Below are 20621 nucleotides of genomic sequence, written 5' to 3'. Positions count from 1 at the left end.
AGCATGCGCAACGCCCTTTGCGCATGCTGCGCGCCCCGGTGCAGGATGCCCCCATGACCTCCTCCGCGCCCTCCCCCCACACCGCCCCCGAGCCCACCTCGGTCCTCGACCTCGCCCCCGTCGTCCCCGTGGTCGTCGTCTCGGACCTCGCGGACGCCGTGCCGATGGCGCGCGCGCTGGTCGCGGGTGGGCTGCCCGCGATCGAGGTGACCCTGCGGACGCCGGTCGCGCTCGACGCGATCTCGGTCATCGCCGCCGAGGTGCCGGATGCGGTGGTCGGCGCGGGCACCGTCATCTCCGCGCGGAACGTCGCCGACTCCGTGGAGGCGGGCGCCCGCTTCCTGGTCAGCCCTGGCTGGACGGACACGCTGCTGGACGCCATGCAGGGCTCGGGCGTGCCGTTCCTGCCGGGCGTCTCGACGACCTCGGAGGTGGTGGCGCTGCTCGAACGCGGCGTACGGGAGATGAAGTTCTTCCCCGCGGAGGCCGCCGGCGGCACCGCCTACCTGAAGTCGCTGGGCGCGCCGCTGCCCCAGGCGCGGTTCTGCCCGACAGGCGGGATCACGCCGGCCTCCGCACCCTCGTACCTGGCGCTGAAGAACGTCGGCTGCGTGGGCGGCAGCTGGATGCTTCCCGCCGAGGCCGTGGCGGCGAAGGACTGGGGACTCGTCGAGTCCCTGGCACGCGAGGCCGCGGCGCTGCGCTGATGCGTCCGAACCCCGCTCAGCGCAGGTGGGACGTGTCGTTCAGGAGCCGTACGGAAGCGTTGCCGTCCGCGTAGTACGCCACCGCCGAGACCGAGGCCGCCGCGAGCTCCATGCGGAACAGGGACTCCGGCGGGGCGCCGAGCGCGAGCCGCACGAGCGTCTTGATGGGCGTGACGTGCGTGACGAGCAGGACCGTGCGGCCCGCGTACGCGCCGGCCAGCCGGTCGCGTGCCGCCGACACCCGGCGGGAGACCGTCGCGAACGACTCGCCGCCGGGCGGCGCCGCCTTCGGCGAGGCCAGCCAGGCGTTCAGCTCCTGCGGGTGGCGCTCACGCACCTCGCCGAACGTCAGCCCTTCCCAGGCCCCGAAGTCCGTCTCGCGCAGCCCCTCGTCGAGGTGTACGTCGAGTCCGAGGCGGGCGGCGACGGTGTGCGCGGTCTCCCGGCAGCGCTTGAGCGGCGAGGAGACGACCGCCTGGATCGTGCCGCGCGCGGCGAAGGCGGCGGCGGCGCGCTCGGCCTGCGCACGGCCGATGTCGGAGAGGGACGGATCGCTGCCGCCGCTCCCGGAGAACCGCTTCTCGGGCGTCAGCGCGGTCTCGCCGTGCCGCAGCAGCACGAAGGTCGCGGGCGCGCCGAGGTCGGCGGGGGCGGCCCAGCCGACGGGCGGTGCGGAGGCGTTGCGCGCGGCGCGGGCGTCTGCGCTCTCTCCCGTCGTACCCGCCGTACCCGAGATGCCCGCCGTACCCGAGATGCCCCCCATACCCGGGATGCCCTCCGTACCCCCCGTGGCGGACGCCCCGCTCGACGCGGCACCGGCACCGGCACCGGCACCGGCGCTCAACGCCGCCCGCGCCCGCGCCGCCCCCGCGGCCGCGTCCCCCGGCGGCCCGCCGGGCCCGGCAGGCGCTTCGGCCGCCGCCCGCGCCGCCCTCGCGTCGAACTCCGCCGTGGACGCCGACGGCGACCACCGCTCCCCCCGCTTGCCCGCGTCCATCGCCTCGTTCGCGAGCCGGTCGGCGTGCTTGTTCTGCGCGCGCGGGATCCACTCGTACGTCACCAGGGACGAGGGGTGGACCCGCGCTGCCTCGGCGGCGAGCGGCTTCATGTCCGGGTGCTTGATCTTCCAGCGGCCCGACATCTGCTCGACGACGAGCTTGGAGTCCATGCGGACGCGCACCGAGGCGGCCGGGTCCAGCTGGTGGGCGGCCTTGAGACCGGCCACCAGGCCCTTGTACTCGGCGACGTTGTTCGTCGCGACGCCGATGTACTCGGCGGCCTCCATCAGGGTCTCCCCCGTGGCCGCGTCGATGACCACCGAGCCGTAGCCCGCGGGCCCCGGGTTGCCCCGCGACCCGCCGTCGGCCTCGACGATGAACTCCCGCACGGGCAGGGCTCCTAGATGCCGGACTCGGACGTGCGGACCAGGATGCGGCGGCAGTTCTCGCACCGCAGCACGGTGTCCGGGGACGCCGCCTTCACCTCGTTGACCTCGGTGATGTTGAGCTCCAGACGGCAGCCCTCGCAGCGCCGCTGGTAGAGCTTGGCGGCGCCGACGCCGCCCTCCTTCTCGCGCAGCTTGTCGTAGAGCTTGAGCAGGTCGGCCGGGACCGAGCCCGCCACGACCGCGCGCTCCTTGCCGACCGTGGCGGCCTCGCCGTCGATCTCCTCGAACGCGGCGTCACGGCGCCCCGTCGCGGCGTCGATCTTCGACTGGACGGAGGAGACGCGCTCGGTGAGCTCGGCGACCCGCTCCTGCGCCGCCTCGCGGCGCTCCATGACCTCGAGGACGACGTCCTCCAGGTCGCCCTGGCGCTTGGCCAGCGAGGCGATCTCCTTCTGGAGGTTCTCCAGGTCCTTGGGGGACGTGACGGCGCCGGAGTCCAGGCGCTGCTGGTCGCGGACGGCGCGCTGACGGACCTGGTCGACGTCCTGCTCCGCCTTGGTCTGCTCGCGGGCGCAGTCGCTCTCCTCGGTCGTCGAGGCGACGAGCAGGTCGCGCAGCTGCGTGAGGTCCTTGTTCAGCGACTCGATCTCGGCGTGCTCGGGCAGGGACTTCTTCTTGTGCGCGAGCTGCTGCAGGCGTACGTCCAGACCCTGGACGTCGAGCAGTCGGATCTGGTCGGCGGGCGCGGCGTTCAGTTGGGGGCTCCTGTTGAGTCGTTTGAGGCGTGGTGTGAGGCCGCGTGGGCGGTCCAGGGGTCGGTGACCGTCTTCGAGACGTGGACGCGAAGGCCCCATCCGTTCCGGTCGGAGATCTCGTCGAGCTGGGCTGCGGCCAGCTCGCACCAGGGCCACTCGGTGGCCCAGTGCGCCGCGTCGAGCAGCGCGAGAGGCGTGCGCTCGCGGGCCTCGGACGCCGGGTGGTGGCGCAGGTCCGCGGTGAGGAAGGCGTCGACGCCCGCGGCGCGTACGTCGTCGAAGAGGCTGTCGCCGGAGCCGCCGCTGACCGCGACGGTGCGGATCAGCGCGTCCGGGTCGCCCGCGACGCGGATGCCCTGCGCGGTGGCGGGCAGCCGCTTCGCGGCGCGCTCGGTCAGCTCGCCCAGGGTCAGGGGGTGGGCGAGCTCGCAGATCCTGCCGAGTCCGCGGCGCCCCTCCTTGTCGGTGGGGTCCGGCACGAGGGGGCGCAGGATGCGGAGGTCGAGCGCGCCCGCGAGGGCGTCGGAGACGCCGGGGTCGGCGCGGTCGGCGTTGGTGTGCGCGACGTGCAGCGCGACGTCGTGCTTGATCAGGTCGTGGACGACCCGGCCCTTGAAGGTGGACGCCGCGACCGTCGTCGTACCCCGCAAGTAGAGGGGGTGGTGGGTGACCAGGAGCTGGGCTCCCAGGGCGACCGCTTCGTCGGCGATCTCCTGGACGGGGTCGACGGCGAAGAGGACCCGGGAGACCTCCGCGTCGGGGTCTCCGCAGACCGTGCCGACCGCGTCCCAGCTCTCGGCCAGATCGGCGGGCCACAGGGCGTCGAGCGCGGCGATGACTTCAGACAGACGGGGCACGGAGAAAGGCTACCTTCCCCGCGTGCCCCGCAGGTCGAGCGTTACGTACCGCTACGGTGCGGCTACTTGACGGGGCCGCGGCGGGTCGTCGGCCCTCACAGCACAACCGCCCCCGCACCCTCAGGCGAATCGGGACATCGCCACCCTTCTGTGTGAAGCGGACGCCCGTCGGTGCCACGTCAGTGCGTACGAAACTAGCTTCGGGGCCGGAGGTGACACCACGATGACTGCGCCACCAGCGCCGCCACCGATCCAGGCCCCCGTCCCGGCCCCGGCCCCCATCCGCGTTCGCGTCCCCGCCCGCCCCGCGGGGTGCACCGTCGCGGCGGACGGTTCGTACGCGGCGCGTCTGGCCCGCGCCGCCGGCGCCCCGGACTCCTGGTACCCCGAACGCTGGACCCTCGGCTCCCCCGAGCCGTACGCCGTGCCCCTGCCCGGGAACCAGCCCGAGGAGCCGTCCACGGAGGTCCATCCGATGGCCGACGGCCGCGTCCTCGTCCACCGCGTGGTGGGCGAGCGGCACGCCTTCGCCCTGCTGTACCCGACGGGTCCGGGCACCGGCGAGGTGCCGCTCGGGGCCGTGGAGTGCGGCGAGCTGAACCTGCTGCCACCGGCGCCGGGCGGCGACCGCGCGTACGCCCTCGCGCCCGGCGCCCGCTCCTCGGACATCTGGCTGGTGGCGGGCGGCACCTTCGGGCCCGAGCACCTCGCCTCGGTGCCGGGCCGCTGCTCGGGCGGCGTCTGGCTGGACGGGACGGACCGCATGCTCGCGCTCGACCGCGAGCTGGACGGCCGCACCAAGACGGTGGCGGTGGACCTGGAGCGCGGCGGCGAGGTCTCCCCGCTCCTGCAGATCGCGGAGGAGAGCGACGACCGGCTGCTGCTTGCCGACGCGGGCAGCGGACTGCTCCTGATCCGCTCCGACGCGCCGGGCGGGCCCCGCCTCGGCTGGGGCGTCCTCGGCGGTACGCGGCCGGTGCGCTTCCCGGAGTGCCTGCGGCTGCCGGAGCTGACGGTGACGCCGTTCGCGATCCAGCCCGGGCAGGTGCTGACGCCGGAGGCCTGCGCGGTGGCGCTGCGGATCGACGGGCCGGGCAGCCGTGGCGGGCGGGCGCCCGGCGATGACCGCGGCGGTGACGGCAGTTGGTTCGGACTGTGGCGGCCCGCCGGCCGGAAGCTGATCCAACTGGCGGCTCCCGAGGGCTGGTTGGCCGGTTCGGGGTGGTGGACCCCGGACGGCGTCCTGTGCCTGCCGTACGCGACGGCCGCCGTGCCGTGCGGGGTGGCCCGGGTGAGCGCACCCATGCCGCCGCCCGGCACGGAGGCCCCGTCGGCCGACACCGGGACGCCCACGCCGGACGCCGGTCCCCCGGCGGTGGACGACGGCGCTCCGCACCTGTCCCCACCACCGCCTCCGCCTCCCCCGGCGGGCCCTCCGCAGCCCGCCGTCGCACGCCCCGTACCCCTGCAGCAGGCACCCCTCGGCGGCCGAACGGGCGACCGTTAGACTCGCCCGGCTGTACGAACGATCTTCTTTACGGGGTGAATGGCTTGACTACGACCGAGACCGTCACGGAGACACAGCAGAACACCACACCACGGTGGCCGTCGACCGTGCCCACAGGGGCGGGGACCGGGGCCGGCAGGCACCGGGGCCCGGTGGCCGAGCACGACGAGGCAGCCGTGCCGCAGGGACGCCACCGCAGGCAGGACCAGCAGCAATACCAGCAGCAGCCCTGACCCGGAGCTCCGCGGAAAGGTCTCGCCCCCGTACCGCCACAAGCGGCACGGGGGCGAGACTCTTTACGGAGTCCCGCTAGCCCCGCTTGAGCCCCAGCACCTCCGCCGCCGCGAACGTCTCGTTCTCCGGACGCCCCGCGTAATAAGGCGAGAGCGCCTCGTCCAGCTCGGCGAAGGTGAACGCCTCCTTCGCCGCGTCGAACTGCGCCGCCACCTTGGGCCGCTCGACGACCGCGACCATGCCGCCGTGCACCACGAGCAGCTGCCCGTTGACCCGGGCGGCCGCGGGCGAGGCCAGATATCCGACCAACGGCGAGACGTGCTCGGGCGCCAGCGGGTCGAGCCGGCCCTCCGAAGGCTCCTGGAAGCCCGCGAAGACGTCCTCCGTCATCCGTGTACGGGCGCGGGGGCAGATGGCGTTGGCGGTCACGCCGTACTTGGCGAGTGCCAGCGCCGTCGACGTCGTCAGGCCGACGATGCCGCCCTTCGCCGCCGCGTAGTTGGGCTGGCCCGCCGAGCCCGCGAGGAAGGCCTCGGACGAGGTGTTGACGATCCGGCCGTACACCGGGCCGCCCGCCGCCTTCGAGCGCTCGCGCCAGTGCGCGGCCGCGAAGTGGGTGGTGTTGAAGTGGCCCTTGAGGTGGACGTGGATGACCGAGTCCCACTCGGCCTCGCTCATCGAGAAGATCATCCGGTCCCGCAGGATGCCCGCGTTGTTGACGAGGATGTCGAGCTTTCCGTACATGTCGACCGACAACTGAACGAGTGCGCGGGCCTGTTCGTGGTCGGCGACGTCCCCGGTGTGGGCGACGGCCGCGCCGCCCGCCGCCCGGATCTCGGCGGCGACCTCCTCGGCGGGCGCCGCCGAGGCCTCGCCCGAACCGTCGCGGCCCGGCTGCCCGAAGTCGTTGACGACGACGCTCGCGCCGAGGCGGGCCAGTTCGAGTGCCTCGGCGCGGCCGAGCCCGCGGCCCGCACCGGTCACGATCGCGGACAGGCCCTCAAGTGGCAGTGACATCGAAGTCCCTTCGGAGCTGGATACGGAGACGGTCGGAGCCCGGCGCGGAGACGGTCAGATCTCGATGCAGGTGCGCAGCGCGGCGCCCGTACGCATCTGTTCCAGCGCCTCGTTGACCTCGGCGAGCTGTACGCGGTGGGTGATCAGGCCCGCCAGGTCGATGCGGCCCGCCCGCCAGAGCGCGATGGCCCGCTCGTACGACGTGAGGACGTCGCCCCCGCCGTACATGGAGGGCAGGATGCGCTTCTCGTCGAAGAAGAGCTCGAACATGTTGAACCGCAGGTGGTCGTCCATGGCTCCGGCTCCGACGACGCACATCGTGCCGCCGCGCCGCGTCGCCTCGTACGCCGTGCGGGCCGTGGCCGACTTGCCGACGACCTCGAAGACGTAGTCGAAGCCCTCGCCCGCGGTGATCCGCTGCTTGGCGTCGGCCAGTTCGTCGGGCGGGACCGCCTCGGTGGCGCCGAACTTCAAGGCCGCCTCCCGGCGCGAGGCGACCGGGTCGACCGCGACGATCTGCGCCGCGCCCTTGAGCCTGGCCCCCTGGATCGCGGAGATGCCGACGCCGCCGCAGCCGATCACGGCGACCGACGAACCCACGGCCACGTCGGCGGTGTTGACGGCCGCGCCGAGCCCCGTCGTCACGCCGCAGCCGATCAGCGCCGCGATGTCGAACGGCACGTCGTCGGGGATCGGCACGGCGCACCCGGCGTCGACGACGACCTCCTCGGCGAACGTGCCGGTGCCCGCGAAGCCGAACACATCGGAATTGCCGCCGGAGCGCTTGAAGTTGGGCGTGCCCGCGTTCATGAACCCGGCGAGGCACAGCTGGGTCTGGCCGCGCTTGCAGGCGGGGCAGACGCCGCAGGCGGGCAGCCAGCACAGCAGGACGCGGTCGCCCCTGGCGAGGCCGGTCACCCCGTCGCCGACGTCGATGATCTCGCCCGCGCCCTCGTGGCCCGGGATGAAGGGGGCGGGTTGCGGCAGCACGCCGTTCATCGCCGAGATGTCGGAGTGGCACAGCCCGGTGGCCCGGACCCGGATCTTCACCTTGCCGGGGCCGAAGCCCGCCGTCTCGACGTCGTCGAGGACTTCGAGCTTGTCCTGGCCTGTCTCGTGCAGTACGGCTGCGCGCATGGTGCGGCTCCTCTCGTACGAAGATCCGGGCGGGCCCGAGCGGGTCGGGGGCGACCGGGCTGACTCAGGCGGGTTCGACGGCTCAGGCGTGCTGGACGACTCAGGCGTGTTCGACGACGGTGTCGGCCAGGACCGGCGCGTCGTCCCGTTCGGCGGCGGTGACCGTGGCCTGCACCCGGCCCGCGGACCGCCACATGCGGATCCGCAGGGTCTCGCCGGGGAAGACGACCCCCGTGAAGCGGGTGCCGTAGCCGCGCACCCGGGACACGTCGCCGCCGAGCTGGGTGTCGACGATGGCCTTGAGGGTCATCCCGTAGGTGCACAGGCCGTGCAGGATCGGCTTGTCGAAGCCGGCGAGGGCGGCGAACTCGGGGTCGGCGTGCAGCGGGTTCCAGTCCCCCGAGAGGCGGTAGAGGAGTGCCTGGTCCTCGCGGACGGGGCGCTCGACCTCCAGGTCGGGGGCGCCCTCGGGAGCGGGGAGGCGGGTGGAGGGGCCCCGGTCGCCGCCGAAGCCGCCCTCGCCGCGCACGAAGATCTGGGCGTCGCTGGTCCACAGCGGCCCGTCGGCGTCGGCGGCCTCGGTGCGCAGGACGAGGATCGCGGCCTTCCCCTTGTCGTACACCGCGGCGACCCTGGAGGTGCTGACGGCCTCGCCCCTTACGGGGATGGGGCGGTGCAGCGTGATGCTCTGGCCGCCGTGCAGGACGGCGGCCAGGTCGACCTCGATGCCGGGCGCGGAGAGACCGCCGACGACACCCATGCCCGCGCCCGCGACGGTGGCGAAGCTGGGCAGGACGTGCAGGCGGGACTCCAGTGTGTAGCGCAGCTCGTCCGGGTCCGTGGCGGGCCGTCCGGCGCCGAGTCCCAGGTGGTAGAGCTGGATGTCCTTGTGGTCCCAGGCGATCTCGGCGGACCGGGGCTCGGCGGCCACGGCCTTCACTGCGTCAATGGGCATCTGGGGGCAGCTCCTTGGGCCGGTGATCGAAGACCTCGGTGCGGCCGTCCGCACCGTCGACCGCACCGAGGTCGCAACAGGGCCGGAGGGGCGGTCCGTGAACAGCCTCGTCCCGGGACGCACGGAGAGCCTCGTTCTAGAACGCGTTCCAGTCCGGCGATCCCATGTATAGCCGAGGCCACGGCGGTTGTGAAGACTCCTGACAGCTCGTCAGATGAGCTCGGCGGCCCGGCGGCGCCACGGGTGACATTTGTACTGGCCGAGTCGGTACGGGCGCATCTGCCGACATCCGTCCCCCGGTTCGTACGCTGTGGTCTCCCAACGACGGTCCGCGCATCCGCGGCCGCCCGATGCCGAGGACGGGGAACGCCGAGATGGCCGCAGAGAACAGGATCAGCCGCTCCGTACGCGAGTGGCGGACCTCCCGTAGGGAGCACGGGAACGCCCGCGACGAGTGCGGGGCCGAGCGGAAACGGTGCGCGGCGGAGCGGCGGGAGGGCGGCCGGTGGCGGGGGCGATGGAAGGGGGGCGCGGCGGGCCCGGACGACGAGCACCTCGGGCCGCCGCCCTCCGGATTCGCGCTCCTGCCCTGGCTCCTGATGGGCCTGGGCGCCGTCTCCCACCTCCTCCAGGGCCGCACCCCCAACCCCTGGGTCGGCGGCATCGGGCTCCTCGTCTTCAACTCCCTCTACGTCTTCCTGGCCTTCCGCGCCTTCGACAAGCGCAGCCGCCAGTCCCGCGCCACGCTCATCGCCCTGATCGCGCTCGGCCTGCTGACCGTCGGGCTCGCCGCCGGTTACGGAGGCAACTGGCTGCTCTTCTTCCCGCTGCTCGGCCTCGCCGTGGGCGCGATCGTGCGCGGTCGCGGCCTGGGCCCCGTCGGCCTGGGGCTGAGCGCCCTGGCGGGTGCCATCGGCGGGTTCAGGGACGGCTGGGGCGCGCTGAACGTCGCCTACGCCACGTTCCTGTCCACGATGGTGACGGCCGCGATCCTCTCGCTCTCCGAGGCGGTCCGAGAGCTGCGCGAGACCCGCGAGGAACTGGCCCGCGCCGCCGTCGAGAAGGAACGCCTCCGCTTCTCCCGCGACCTGCACGACCTGCTCGGCCACACGCTCTCCGTGATCGTGGTGAAGGCGGAGGCGACCCGCCGCATCGCCCCGCGCGACCTGGCCGCGGCGCTCGGCCAGGTCGCCGACATCGAGTCCGTCGGCCGGCAGGCGCTCACCGAGATCCGCGAGGCCGTCACCGGCTACCGCGAGGGCAGCCTCGCCACCGAACTGGACCGCGCCCGCGACCTGCTCGCGGCCGCCGGGATCGACGCGGTCGTCCGCCAGTCGGGCCCGCCGCTCACCCCGCAGGCCGCGGCCCTCCTCGGCTGGGTCGTCCGCGAGTCCGTCACCAACGCCGTACGCTACTCCGGAGCGGCCCACTGCGAGATCGACGTCACGAGCACCGCCGGACGCGCCCGCCTGGTGATCACGGACGACGGCCGCGGCGCGGGCTCGGAGGCGCCCGGCAGCGGCCTGAAGGGACTGGCCGAACGCCTCGCGGCGGCCGGTGGCTCCCTCACCTCCGGCCCGGCGCCCCGCTCCGGCTTCCGCGTCACGGCCGTCCTCCCGACCGCGGAACCGGACCCGTCCCTGGCGCCCCCCATCTCCGCCACAACATGATCGCGGCCGGGGGTTTCGCCGCGGGGCACGCGTCCATACGGTGGCCCGATGACGTCGATCAAGAAGTTCCAAGTCACCTTCGACTGCGCGGAACCCGAGCGTCTCGCCCGCTTCTGGTGCGAGGTGCTGGGGTACGTCATTCCGCCCCCGCCGGAGGGTTTTGCCACGTGGGACGAGTTCAAGAGCGCCCAGCCCCCCGAGCAGCGGGACGCGTGGTTCGCCTGTACCGACCCCTCGGGCGAAGGCCCCCGGCTGTACTTCCAGCGCGTCCCCGAGGGGAAGGCCGTCAAGAACCGCGTGCACCTCGACGTGCGCGTCGGCACCGGACTCGTCGGCGAAGAGCGCCTCGCGGCCCTGGAGGCCGAGTGCGCACGCCTGATCCCGCTCGGAGCGGTACACGTACAGACGCTGTACGACGGCACCGACGCGTGCATCCCGATGCTGGACATCGAGGGCAACGAGTTCTGCATCGACTGACGGCCTGCCTTCGACGACAGGGCGCCCGCCCTACTCTGTTCCCCGTGAACGAGATGCCGCAGGACCACCGCCCCGCCAAGAGCGTGCGCATCCTCCTCGCCGAGGACCAGGGCATGATGCGGGGCGCTCTCGCCCTGTTGCTCGGCATGGAGGAGGACCTCGAGGTCGTCGCCCAGGTCGGCGCGGGCGACGAGATCGTCGACGCGGCGCTGGTAGCCCGCCCGGACGTGGCGCTGCTCGACATCGAACTGCCGGGCCGCAGCGGCCTGGAGGCCGCCGCCGACCTGCGTGAGCAGTGCCCCGACTGCCGGGTCCTCATCCTCACCACCTTCGGCAGGCCCGGCTATCTGCGCCGCGCCATGGAGGCCGGAGCGGTCGGCTTCCTGGTCAAGGACGGGCCCGTCGAGGAGCTTGCCGAGTCGGTCCGCCGGGCGCTGCGGGGCGAGACGGTCATCGACCCGGCGCTCGCCGCCGCCGCGCTGAGCGCGGGGCCGAACCCGTTGACCGACCGCGAGGCGGACGTCCTCAAGGCCTCGGTGGACGGCGCCACGGTCGCCGACATCGCGGGCAGGCTCCACCTGTCGGAGTCGACCGTGCGGAACTACCTGTCGGCGGCGATCGGCAAGACGGGGACGCGGAACCGGATGGAGGCGGTGCGGGAGGCGCGGCATCAGGGGTGGTTGTAGGCGTGGCTGGAGCGGTGGTGGCACCGCCCCACGCCGTGCCGGTCGCCCCAGCCTCGCAGTCGCCTCACCCGAGCAGAACGTCAGCCCTGCTTCGCAGCCGCGGTCCCCCGGACCCTCGGCATCCACAGCAGCAGCACGACCACGCCCGCCAGCAGGATGAACCCGCTCGTCCGGAACGCCATCGCGTACCCGTCGGTGAGCGCCTGCGGTGATGTCGAGCCGTTCATCCGCGCGGCGGCCACCGTGGACAGCACCGCGAGGCCGAGCGCGCCGCCCATGGTGCGGGAGGTGTTGACCAGTCCGGAGACGAGGCCCGCGTCGTCCGCCTTGGCGCTCGACGTGGCGAGCGAGGCGAGCGGGGTGGTGGCGAGGCCCGCGCCGAGCATCATCACGATGCCGGGCAGCAGGATCGAGGTGACGTACGCGCCGTCGACCGTCATCGTCGACTGCCAGCCGAAGCCCGCGGCGGCCACCACGATGCCGAGCACGGAGACGTTCTTCGAGCCGATCACCGGCATCAGACGCGGCGCGAGCATCGAGCCGAGGACGACGGTGAACGAGGACGGCATGAGGGCCAGGCCCGCCTTCAGCGGCGAGTAGCCGAGGACGTTCTGGGTGTAGAGCGTCATGAACATCCACATGGCGAACATTCCGCCGCCGCACACGAACATCGCGGCGTTCGCGGCCGACACCGTCCGCACCTTGAACAGCTTCAGCGGCATCAGCGGCACCTCCGTGCGCGACTCCACCACGAGGAACGCCGCGAGCAGCGCGAGCCCCGCCGCCAGGGGCGCCAGGGTGGCGGCCGCCGTCCAGCCCTTCTCCTCCGTCTGCACGATGCCGTACGCGAGGGTGGCGAGGCCGCCCGTCACGAGGACCGCGCCCGGCACGTCCAGGCGGCGCGTCCGGTCCGCCCTGCTCTCGGTGAGCCAGGCCAGGCCCGCGACGATCACCAGGGCGCCGACCGGCACGTTGATCAGGAGCACCCAGCGCCAGGAGAGCAGGTCCGTGAGGACTCCGCCGACCAGTCCGCCGGCCGCGCCGCCGCCCGCGCCGACCGCTGTCCAGACGCCGATCGCCCGCGCCCGCGCGGCGCCCTCGGGCACCGCCGACGTGAGGATCGTCAGGGTCGACGGCGCGAGGATCGCGGCGCCGAGGCCCTGCACGGCCCGCGCCACGAGGAGCTGCCACTCGGCCTGCGCGAGGCCGCCGCCGAGCGAGGCGACGGTGAAGAGCGTGAGGCCGACGAGGAACATCCGCTTGCGCCCGAAGAGGTCCCCGGCCCGCCCGCCGAGCAGCATGAAGCCCGCGAAGGCTATGGAGTACGCGTTGACGACCCATTGCAGGCCGATGGCGCTCATGCCGAGGTCGGCGCGCATCGACGGCAGCGCGGTGTTCACCACGGACACGTCGAGGACGACGAGGAACTGGCCCGCGCAGGCGGTCATCAGCACCGCCCACACCGGGACGGACTTCTTCGGCGGGGCGGTGGCGGAGGCCGCGGAGGAGGACGGCGCGGGGGCGGAACCGGAGCCGGTGTCGGCTGGGTAAGAGGTGGGGGGCGTCTGGACCATGACAGCCATCCTCTCAAGCCGCACTTGAGCAGTGCATCGGAAATTCGCTGGACGCGGCCTCGGTCGACAGGACTAGGACCTGTGGCGCCAGGACCTGTGGCGCCAGAACTTGTGGCGCCAGTACCTGCGGGCCGAAGCCCGTCTCCTCACCTCCGCAGCATCGTCACCACCGCCGCCCCGCCGAGCCCGATGTTGTGCGCGAGCCCCACCCGCGCCCCCTCGACCTGTCGCGCCCCCGCCTCGCCGCGCAGCTGCCAGGTCACTTCGGCGACCTGCGCGATGCCGGTCGCCCCCAGCGGGTGGCCCTTGGAGATGAGGCCGCCGGAGGGGTTGACCACCCACCGGCCGCCGTACGTCGTCGCGCCGCTCTCGACGAGCTCTCCCGATTCGCCCGGCGCACACATGCCGAGCGCCTCGTACGTCAGGAGTTCGTTGACGGAGAAGCAGTCGTGCAGCTCGACGACGTCGACGTCCTCGATGCCGAGCCCCGACCTCTCGTAGACCCGGCGGGCCGCCTCCCGTGACATCGGCTGGCCGACGGCGTCGATGCACGACCCGGAGGCGAAGGACTCCTCGGTGTCGGTGGTCATGGCCTGGGCGGCGATCTCCACCGCCCGGTCCGCGAGGCCGTGCCGTTCGACGAAGCGCTCGGAGACCACGACCGCCGCCGCCGAACCGTCCGACGTCGGGGAGCACTGGAGCTTGGTGAGCGGGCGGTGGATCATCTTCGCGGCGAGGACCTCGTCGACGGTGTACGCGTCCTGGAACTGCGCGTACGGGTTGTTCGTGGAGTGCCGGTGGTTCTTGGCGCCGACCGCGGCGAGCTGTGCCTCGGTGGTGCCGTACTTCTCCATGTGCTCGCGGGCCGCGTCGCCGAAGATCTGCGCGGTGGGCGGGGTCATCTCGAAGCCGTGCCGGGCGGCCATGATCCCGTAGTGGCGGGCGACCGGCGACGTCTTGCCGAATCCATCGGCGGCTTCGCCGCGGGCGCCCCCGTCGCTGCCGCCGCCCAGCGAGCCGCGCGCCATCTTCTCGAAGCCGAGCGCGAGCACGCAGTCGCTCAGGCCGCCCTCGACAAACTGCCGCGCCATCATCAGCGCGGTCGACGCGGTCGCGCAGTTGTTGTTGACGTTGTAGACGGGCACGCCGGTCAGGCCGAGTTCGTAGACGGCGCGCTGGCCGGCGGTCGAGGCCTGGAAGCAGTAGCCGACGGGGACCTGCTCCACTTGGCCGTACGGGATCCCGGCGTCGTCGAGGGCCTTCGTGCCCGCTTCCCTGGCCATGTCCCAGTACTGCCAGTCGCGCGTCTCGGGCTTCTCGAACCTGGTCATCCCGACGCCGACGACGTACGCCTTCATGATGTCCCTTTCGCTGGCCGGTGGTGCAAAGAAGGGCTCTCAGTCACGGGGCAGGCCGAGGATCCGCTCGGCGACCACGTTGAGCTGGACCTGGGTGGTGCCGCCCGCGATGGTCAGGCAGCGCGACATCAGGAAGCCGTGCAGCGCCCGCTCCCCCGGGCCCTCGCGGACCGCGCCCGCCGGGCCGAGGAGTTCGAGGGCCAGTTCGGCGACCTTCTGCTGGTGGGGGGTCTGGACGAGTTTGCGCACGGAAGCGCCCGCGCCCGGCTCCGCGCCCGCGACCTGCCGGATGGTGGTGCGCAGCCCGATGCAGGCGAGGGCGTGTGCCTCGGCGGCGAGCGCTCCGATGCGGGCCCGGTACGCGCCGTCGAGTTCACCGGCGCGGGCGATGAGCGCTTCGAGGCCGGTGTCGAAGGTCAACTGGTCGGCCATGTGGACGCGTTCGTTGCCGAGGGTGTCGCGGGCGACCCGCCAGCCGTCGTCGACCTCCCCGACGACGGCGTCCTCGGGGAGGAACACGTCGTCGAAGTACACCTCGTTGAAGAGGGCGTCGCCGGTGATCTCCGTGAGCGGGCGGATGTCGATCCCGCCGCCCTCGCCCGCGGCGGCCTTCATGTCGACGAGGAAGTACGTCAGCCCCTTGTGCTTGGGCGCCGACGGGTCGGTACGGGCGAGCAGGATCCCGTGGTCCGCCCACTGGGCCGCGCTCGTCCACACCTTCTGGCCGTTCACGCGCCAGCCGCCCTCGACGCGCTCGGCCCGGGTGCTCAGGGACGCGAGGTCGGAGCCCGCGCCGGGCTCGCTGAAGAGCTGGCACCAGAGCAACTCGCCGCGCAGGGTGGGCGCGAGGAAGCGTGCGCGCTGTTCCTCGGTGCCGTACGCGATGAGGGAGGGGATCACCCAGGTCGCGATGCCGAGGTCACTGAGCCTGACTCCGGCGGCCTTCAACTCCTCCTGCACGGCGAGCTGTTGGACGGGGCCCGCGCCCAGGCCGTACGGCTCGGGCAGGTGCGGGGCGGCGTAGCCGGTGGGGGCGAGCGCCTTGCGGGCCGCCGCCGGGTCGAGTCCGCGGGCCGGGGCGATGGCCGCGCGGGCCAGGTTCCGGTACTCCGTCGCCTCCTCCGGCAGTTCCAGGCGCAGTTCGCGGCGCGCGCCGCCCTCCGCGAGCCGCACGGCACGCAGCCGGTGCGCGTCGCCCGCGCCGAGCAGCTGCCGGGCCACGACCGCCCGGCGCAGATACAGATGCGCGTCGTGTTCCCAGGTGAACCCGATACCGCCGAGGATCTGCACGCAGTCCTTGGCGCAGGTGCGGGCGGCGTCGAGGGCGGTGGCCGCGGCGAGTGCGGTGGTCAGGCCGCGTACGTCGGCGGCCGCCTCGGGGTCGTCCGCCGCGCGGGCCGCGTCCCAGGCCAGGGCGCGGGCCTGTTCGACGCGGACCAGCATGTCGGCACAGAGGTGCTTGACACCCTGGAACTGCCCGATGGGGCGGCCGAACTGCTCGCGCACCTTGGCGTGTTCGGCCGCGGTGTGCAGCGCCCACGCCGCGGTGCCGCACGCGTCGGCGGCCAGCACGGCGGCGGCCAGGTCGCGGACGGCCGCGGCGTCGACGGCGAGGAGGCGGTCCGCCGGGACGTGCGCCGCCCGCGCGCTCACCTCGGCGGTGGGCCGGGTCGGGTCGGCGCTGTCGTGCGTACGGACGGTCAGCGCGGCGGCGTCGACCGCCAGCCACACCGGGCCCGCCGCCGACGCGGCGCAGAGGATCAGCAGGTCGGCCTCGCCCCCGGAGAGCACGGGCGGCGCCGTGCCGTCCAGGACGTGGCCGTCGGGCCCGGCGACGGCGGTGAGTGTGCCCGCGTCCAGCGCCACGGCGCCGATCCGGGCACCGCTCGCCAGGTCCGCGGCGAGCGCGTGCGCGCCCGCGCGGTGCAGCACCAGGGAGGCCAGCGAGCTCGCCACGAGCGGCCCGGGGAGCGCGGCCCGCGCCGCCTCTTCGAGGACGACGGCGAGGTCGAGGAGGTCCCCTCCTCCGCCCCCGTACTCCTCGGGCAGGTGGACGCCGAGCAGCCCCTGACCGGCGAGCCCGTCCCAGTGGGCGGGCCGGGCGCCGCCGCTCCCGCCCGCCGGGAGCGCGGGCCCCGGAGGGGCGACGAGCGAGGCATCGAGGAGCCTCCGCACTTCCTCGGGCGGCACGGCGCGGGCGATCCAGCCCCGCACGGCCGACGCCAACTCCCCATGTTCCCGCGTGATTCCGATCCCCATGCGCATCCTCGCCGGTAGCCGCTGCCGGGACGGCGACAGAGTAGAACACGTTTCAATCTGACGGAAGGTCAGGTGCGGGGCGGCTTGGCGGGGGCCTCAGAGGCCTCTGGCGGCCCGGCTGATGAAAGGGTTAACAACGGGTCAAGAGTTCCTCTCGTACGACATCCGTCGGAATAGTCGCCCCGGGAAACAGGTTCGGGCTACACGTACACGCCGCCGTGCGCGTACCGCTCCACGTACCCCCGCCGAGTCCCCTGCCGCCCCGGAGGCCCCAAGCAATGTCGATGTCGACGACCCACCCACGCGGCATACGCGGCGTCGTCCCCGTACTCGCCTTCTCCGGCATCGTCGTCGCGGTGATGCAGACCCTGCTTGTGCCGGTCATCAAGGACCTGCCGGAGCTGCTGCGCACCTCGCCGTCGAACGCCACCTGGGTCATGACGTCGACCCTGCTCGCCGGTGCCGTCTCCACGCCGATCATGGGTCGCCTCGGCGATCTCTACGGCAAGCGGAAGATGCTGCTCTCCAGCCTCGCCGTGATGGTGGTCGGCTCGATGATCTGCGGATTCACCGACGATCTCGTCGTGATGATCGTGGGCCGCGCGCTGCAGGGCTTCGCCATGGGCGCCATCCCGCTCGGCATCGGCCTGATGCGCGACGAGCTGCCCCGCGAGAAGCTCGGCTCCGCGATGGCCCTGATGAGCTCCTCCATCGGCGTCGGCGGCGGCCTCGCCCTGCCGGTCGCCGCGCTGATCGCGCAGAACGCCGACTGGCACGCGCTGTTCTTCGGCTCGGCGGGGCTCGGCGTCCTCTCGATCCTGCTGACCCTCGTCTTCGTGCCGGAGAGCCCGGTCCGCGCCGAGGGCACCTTCGACGTGCTCGGCGCGCTCGGCCTCTCCGCCGGTCTCGTCCTGTTCCTGCTGCCGATCACCAAGGGCAGCGACTGGGGCTGGGGCTCGTCCACCACGCTCGGCCTGTTCGCCGCCGCGGCCGTCGTCCTCGTCCTGTGGGGCGTGATGGAGCTGCGCGTGAAGGCCCCCCTCGTGGACCTGCGCACCACGGCCCGCCGCTCGGTGCTCTTCACCAACCTCGCCTCGATCATGGTCGGCGTCGCCTTCTACGCCGTCTCGCTGGTCCTGCCCCAGCTGCTCCAGCTGCCGACCGCGACCGGCTACGGCCTCGGCCAGTCCATGGTCGTCGCGGGCCTGTGCGTGATGCCGCTCGGCCTGACGATGATGTTCACGGCGCCCGTCTACGCCCGCCTTTCGGCGAAGTACGGCCCGAAGGTGACCCTCATCCTCGGCATGCTGATCATCACGATCGGCTACGGCGCGGGCCTCGGCCTGATGAGCGCCGCCTGGCAGACGATCGTCATCGCGGTGCTCCTCGGCGCGGGCATCGGCCTCGCCTACTCCTCGCTGCCCGCACTCATCATCGGCTCCGTCGACCCGTCCGAGACGGGCGCGGCCAACGGCCTCAACACCCTGATGCGGTCCATCGGCACCTCGGTGTCCAGCGCCGTGATCGGCATGGTCCTGGCCAACACCGCGGACCACGTCGGGGGCGTGGCCGTCCCCACCATGCACGGCTTCCGCGTCTCGTTCCTGATCGCCGCGGGCGCGGTCGTCGTCGGCCTGTTCTTCGCCCTCATGCTGCCCTCCGCACGCCGCTCGGTCACCACGCAGCTGCGCGCGAGCAGCGAGGAGGACGCGAATCTGGAGCGCGCCGCCGAGGTGCTCGCGGGCTTCCACGGCCTGGTGCGGGGCGCGGACGGGGCCCCCGTCCCGCGGGCGAAGGTGACGCTGATCGACCGCCGCGGCAAGCAGGCGGGCGCCGCGCTCACCGACGACGAGGGCCGGTACGCCCTCGACGTCCCGGCCGACGGCAGTTACGTCCTCGCGGCCACCGCCACCGGCCACGCGCCGCATGCCTCGGCGGCCGCGTACCACGGGGACGCCCGGCCCGTACGGGTCGACCTGGCCCTGTCGGGCGCGGCCGACGAGAGCGACGTACCGGCCTGACGCCCGGGCGCCGTCCATCGACGGCGCCGGAGCACCCCCGTCACCCAGGTGGCGGGGGTGCCGTGCATCATGGCGCCCACACCCCCTGCGATCCGCCTACGACCTGGAGGAACCCGTGGCCATGGCCGCCGAGCCCGAGCCGGAGACCCTCGCCGCCTTCGAGTCCGCCAAGGGCTTCATGCCGCGCGGCGAGGGGCTCGCGCTGTACGCGGCCGCGACGGAGGCGGCCGCGCTCGGCCTGCCGCTCCTGGAGGTCGGCACGTACTGCGGGCGCTCCACCATCCTGCTGGCCGACGCGGCGCGGCAGGCCGGGGTGAGCGCGATCACCGTGGACCACCACAGGGGCAGCGAGGAGCAGCAGCCCGGCTGGGAGTACCACGACCCGGAGACGGTGGACCCCGAGGTCGGCCGGATGGACACGCTGCCCACCTTCCGCCGCACGCTGCACCGGGCGGGCCTGGAGGAGCACGTGATCGCCGTCGTCGGGCGCTCGCCACAGGTGGCGAAGGCATGGGGCGGCCCGCTCGGCCTCGTGTTCATCGACGGGGGCCACACGGACGAGCACGCCACGGCCGACTACGAGGGGTGGGCGCCGCACGTCGCCGAGGGCGGCCTGCTCGTCATCCACGACGTGTTCCCCGACCCGGTCGACATCATGACCGGCCAGGCGCCGTACCGCGTCTACCTCAGGGCCCTGGAGTCCGGCGCGTTCACCGAGGTCTCGGTGACGGACTCGCTGCGCGTGCTGCGGCGGACGGGGCCGGGGATCTGACCACGCGGATCCGACCACTCCGGGCTGGGTCCGGGCCGCAATGAGGAGCGGGGACCCGGCGCCGCGGATAGGCTCGCCCCGTGTCGTACGTAGGTCCGGAATTCGATCCCTCCCAGCCGCCGAGGCGCCGCCGCTTCGGCCGTCCGCTGACGGTGACCGTCGCCGCCCTGGTGCCGGCCTGCCTGGCGGGCTGGCTCATCCACCAGGCGACGAGCGGGCCCGACGGGGGTGAACCGGCGAGATCGCTGCCGGTCTCCTCAAGCACGTCCGAGGGCGCGAACGCCTCGGACGGGTCCTCCTCGTCCACCCCGTCCGGGACCCGCGGGCCCGACAAGGGGAAGGACAAGGACGACAAGAGCGACAAGGACGGCAAGGGTTCGGACAGCAACGACAACGATTCGGCCACGAAGCCGTCTGCCCCCCGCCACCCCGCGCCCGACGGCCCCCTCAAGGGCAAGGTCGTCGTGGTCGACCCCGGCCACAACACGGGCAACTTCCAGCACACGGCGGAGATCAACCGTCAGGTCGACATCGGGACGAACCGCAAGGCGTGCGACACCACGGGCACGTCCACCAACGGCGGCTACACCGAGGCGAAGTTCACCCTGGCGGTCGCCCGCGACCTGCGCACGCTGCTCGAAAAGCAGGGCGCCACGGTCAAGTTCACCCAGGACGGGGACCGGCCCTGGGGCCCGTGCGTCGACGAACGCGCCCGGATCGGCAACCAGGCCCACGCCGACGCGGTGGTCTCCCTCCACGCGGACGGCTCCGCGCCCGGCAACCGCGGCTTCCACGTGATCCTGCCCGCGCAGGTGAAGTCCGGCGCGGCCGACACCTCGGCGATCGTCGCCCCCTCCAAGGAGTTGGGCGAACGCATCGCCGGGAAGTTCGTCGCGGTGACGGGCAGCGCCCCCTCGAACTACGTCGGCGGCGGCACCGGACTCGACGTCCGCAAGGACCTCGGCGGCCTCAACCTCTCCACCGTTCCCAAGGTGTTCATCGAGTGCGGCAACATGCGGGACGCGAAGGACGCGGCCCTGTTGACCAGTGGTGCGTGGCAGCAGAAGGCGGCGCAGGGGATTTCTGAGGGAATCGCGGGATTCCTGCGCCGGTAGCGCGTGAACGTCCGCGTTCCGGAGCGTGGACGTCTTTATCCCGAGCAGACACCCCGCGTGTCCGGACGATATTGTCCTCCCTACGATGAGGGGCCACCCCCGCGCTTCGCGCCCCGCGACACGACCGCGACCA

Annotated in this window: 18 protein-coding genes; 9 read left to right on the top strand and 9 right to left on the bottom strand. The window is 73.2% G+C overall.

The window, feature by feature from the left end; all coding sequences use genetic code 11:
• Window positions 1–53 precede the first annotated feature (53 nt).
• On the top strand, window positions 54–707 hold the full coding sequence (gene eda / locus ACZ69I_RS03165; protein ID WP_470830311.1) for a bifunctional 4-hydroxy-2-oxoglutarate aldolase/2-dehydro-3-deoxy-phosphogluconate aldolase: 654 nt from the start codon (window positions 54–56) through the stop codon (window positions 705–707).
• A gap of 16 nt (window positions 708–723) precedes the next feature.
• Here eda and ACZ69I_RS03160 read toward each other — a convergent pair whose 3' ends face one another.
• From ACZ69I_RS03160 to ACZ69I_RS03150, 3 genes are read right to left on the bottom strand one after another with little or no spacing between them, the layout of a single operon-like run.
• Window positions 724–2094 (bottom strand): bifunctional RNase H/acid phosphatase, encoded by a 1371-nt coding sequence (locus ACZ69I_RS03160; protein WP_470830310.1) that lies wholly within the window; start codon window positions 2092–2094, stop codon window positions 724–726.
• A gap of 11 nt (window positions 2095–2105) precedes the next feature.
• Window positions 2106–2849, bottom strand: a complete 744-nt coding sequence (locus ACZ69I_RS03155) for a zinc ribbon domain-containing protein (protein WP_467670757.1) — start codon at window positions 2847–2849, stop codon at window positions 2106–2108.
• Entirely contained in the window at window positions 2846–3706 is an 861-nt protein-coding gene (locus ACZ69I_RS03150; protein WP_467668608.1) for a Nif3-like dinuclear metal center hexameric protein, read from the bottom strand. Before ACZ69I_RS03150 ends, ACZ69I_RS03155 begins: the two co-directional genes overlap by 4 nt.
• A 223-nt stretch (window positions 3707–3929) precedes the next feature.
• Here ACZ69I_RS03150 and ACZ69I_RS03145 point away from each other — a divergent pair, with 223 nt between their 5' ends.
• Both ACZ69I_RS03145 and ACZ69I_RS03140 read left to right on the top strand, forming a co-directional pair.
• Complete coding sequence (locus ACZ69I_RS03145; protein ID WP_470830309.1) at window positions 3930–5213, top strand: hypothetical protein; 1284 nt, start codon at window positions 3930–3932, stop codon at window positions 5211–5213.
• A gap of 44 nt (window positions 5214–5257) precedes the next feature.
• Window positions 5258–5446: a hypothetical protein gene (locus tag ACZ69I_RS03140; protein ID WP_470830307.1), complete on the top strand. Its 189-nt coding sequence runs from the start codon at window positions 5258–5260 to the stop codon at window positions 5444–5446.
• 76 nt (window positions 5447–5522) lie between these two features.
• On the opposite strand, the gene ACZ69I_RS03135 is transcribed toward ACZ69I_RS03140, so the two are convergent.
• The 3 genes from ACZ69I_RS03135 to ACZ69I_RS03125 all read right to left on the bottom strand — a co-directional run bounded on the left by ACZ69I_RS03135 (window position 5523) and on the right by ACZ69I_RS03125 (window position 8556).
• Window positions 5523–6464, bottom strand: a complete 942-nt coding sequence (locus ACZ69I_RS03135; protein WP_470830305.1) for a 3-oxoacyl-ACP reductase — start codon at window positions 6462–6464, stop codon at window positions 5523–5525.
• A gap of 54 nt (window positions 6465–6518) precedes the next feature.
• Entirely contained in the window at window positions 6519–7601 is a 1083-nt protein-coding gene (locus ACZ69I_RS03130) for a Zn-dependent alcohol dehydrogenase (protein WP_467668616.1), read from the bottom strand.
• Window positions 7602–7701: 100 nt separating this feature from the next.
• Window positions 7702–8556, bottom strand: a complete 855-nt coding sequence (locus ACZ69I_RS03125; protein WP_470830304.1) for a MaoC/PaaZ C-terminal domain-containing protein — start codon at window positions 8554–8556, stop codon at window positions 7702–7704.
• Between the two features lie 374 nt (window positions 8557–8930).
• On the opposite strand from ACZ69I_RS03125, the gene ACZ69I_RS03120 reads away from it, so the two are divergent.
• The 3 genes from ACZ69I_RS03120 to ACZ69I_RS03110 are packed head-to-tail and all read left to right on the top strand — an operon-like array spanning window position 8931 to window position 11389.
• Window positions 8931–10226 (top strand): sensor histidine kinase, encoded by a 1296-nt coding sequence (locus tag ACZ69I_RS03120; RefSeq protein WP_470830648.1) that lies wholly within the window; start codon window positions 8931–8933, stop codon window positions 10224–10226.
• Between the two features lie 48 nt (window positions 10227–10274).
• A complete protein-coding gene (locus ACZ69I_RS03115) occupies window positions 10275–10703 on the top strand; it encodes a VOC family protein (RefSeq protein WP_470830302.1) in 429 nt (142 codons plus the stop codon).
• 53 nt (window positions 10704–10756) lie between these two features.
• Window positions 10757–11389 carry a response regulator gene (locus ACZ69I_RS03110; RefSeq protein ID WP_467670761.1) on the top strand — a complete coding sequence of 211 codons (633 nt, stop codon included), beginning with the start codon at window positions 10757–10759 and terminating at the stop codon, window positions 11387–11389.
• Window positions 11390–11469: 80 nt separating this feature from the next.
• On the opposite strand, the gene ACZ69I_RS03105 is transcribed toward ACZ69I_RS03110, so the two are convergent.
• The 3 genes from ACZ69I_RS03105 to ACZ69I_RS03095 all read right to left on the bottom strand — a co-directional run bounded on the left by ACZ69I_RS03105 (window position 11470) and on the right by ACZ69I_RS03095 (window position 16580).
• Complete coding sequence (locus ACZ69I_RS03105) at window positions 11470–12963, bottom strand: MFS transporter (protein ID WP_470830301.1); 1494 nt, start codon at window positions 12961–12963, stop codon at window positions 11470–11472.
• Between the two features lie 146 nt (window positions 12964–13109).
• Window positions 13110–14321: a lipid-transfer protein gene (locus tag ACZ69I_RS03100; protein ID WP_470830299.1), complete on the bottom strand. Its 1212-nt coding sequence runs from the start codon at window positions 14319–14321 to the stop codon at window positions 13110–13112.
• Between the two features lie 39 nt (window positions 14322–14360).
• Complete coding sequence (locus ACZ69I_RS03095; protein ID WP_470830298.1) at window positions 14361–16580, bottom strand: acyl-CoA dehydrogenase; 2220 nt, start codon at window positions 16578–16580, stop codon at window positions 14361–14363.
• Window positions 16581–16858: 278 nt separating this feature from the next.
• On the opposite strand from ACZ69I_RS03095, the gene ACZ69I_RS03090 reads away from it, so the two are divergent.
• The 3 genes from ACZ69I_RS03090 (at window position 16859) to ACZ69I_RS03080 (ending at window position 20488) form a co-directional block, all read left to right on the top strand.
• Entirely contained in the window at window positions 16859–18601 is a 1743-nt protein-coding gene (locus tag ACZ69I_RS03090; protein WP_470830296.1) for an MFS transporter, read from the top strand.
• A gap of 121 nt (window positions 18602–18722) precedes the next feature.
• A complete protein-coding gene (locus ACZ69I_RS03085) occupies window positions 18723–19373 on the top strand; it encodes a class I SAM-dependent methyltransferase (protein WP_467668632.1) in 651 nt (216 codons plus the stop codon).
• Window positions 19374–19453: 80 nt separating this feature from the next.
• Window positions 19454–20488 carry an N-acetylmuramoyl-L-alanine amidase gene (locus tag ACZ69I_RS03080; protein ID WP_467668634.1) on the top strand — a complete coding sequence of 345 codons (1035 nt, stop codon included), beginning with the start codon at window positions 19454–19456 and terminating at the stop codon, window positions 20486–20488.
• The last annotated feature ends 133 nt before the right edge of the window (window positions 20489–20621 follow it).

The sequence above is a fragment of the Streptomyces sp. NPDC036815 genome, from assembly GCF_055609205.1.
This window is presented reverse-complemented; position numbering and strand designations above follow the sequence as displayed.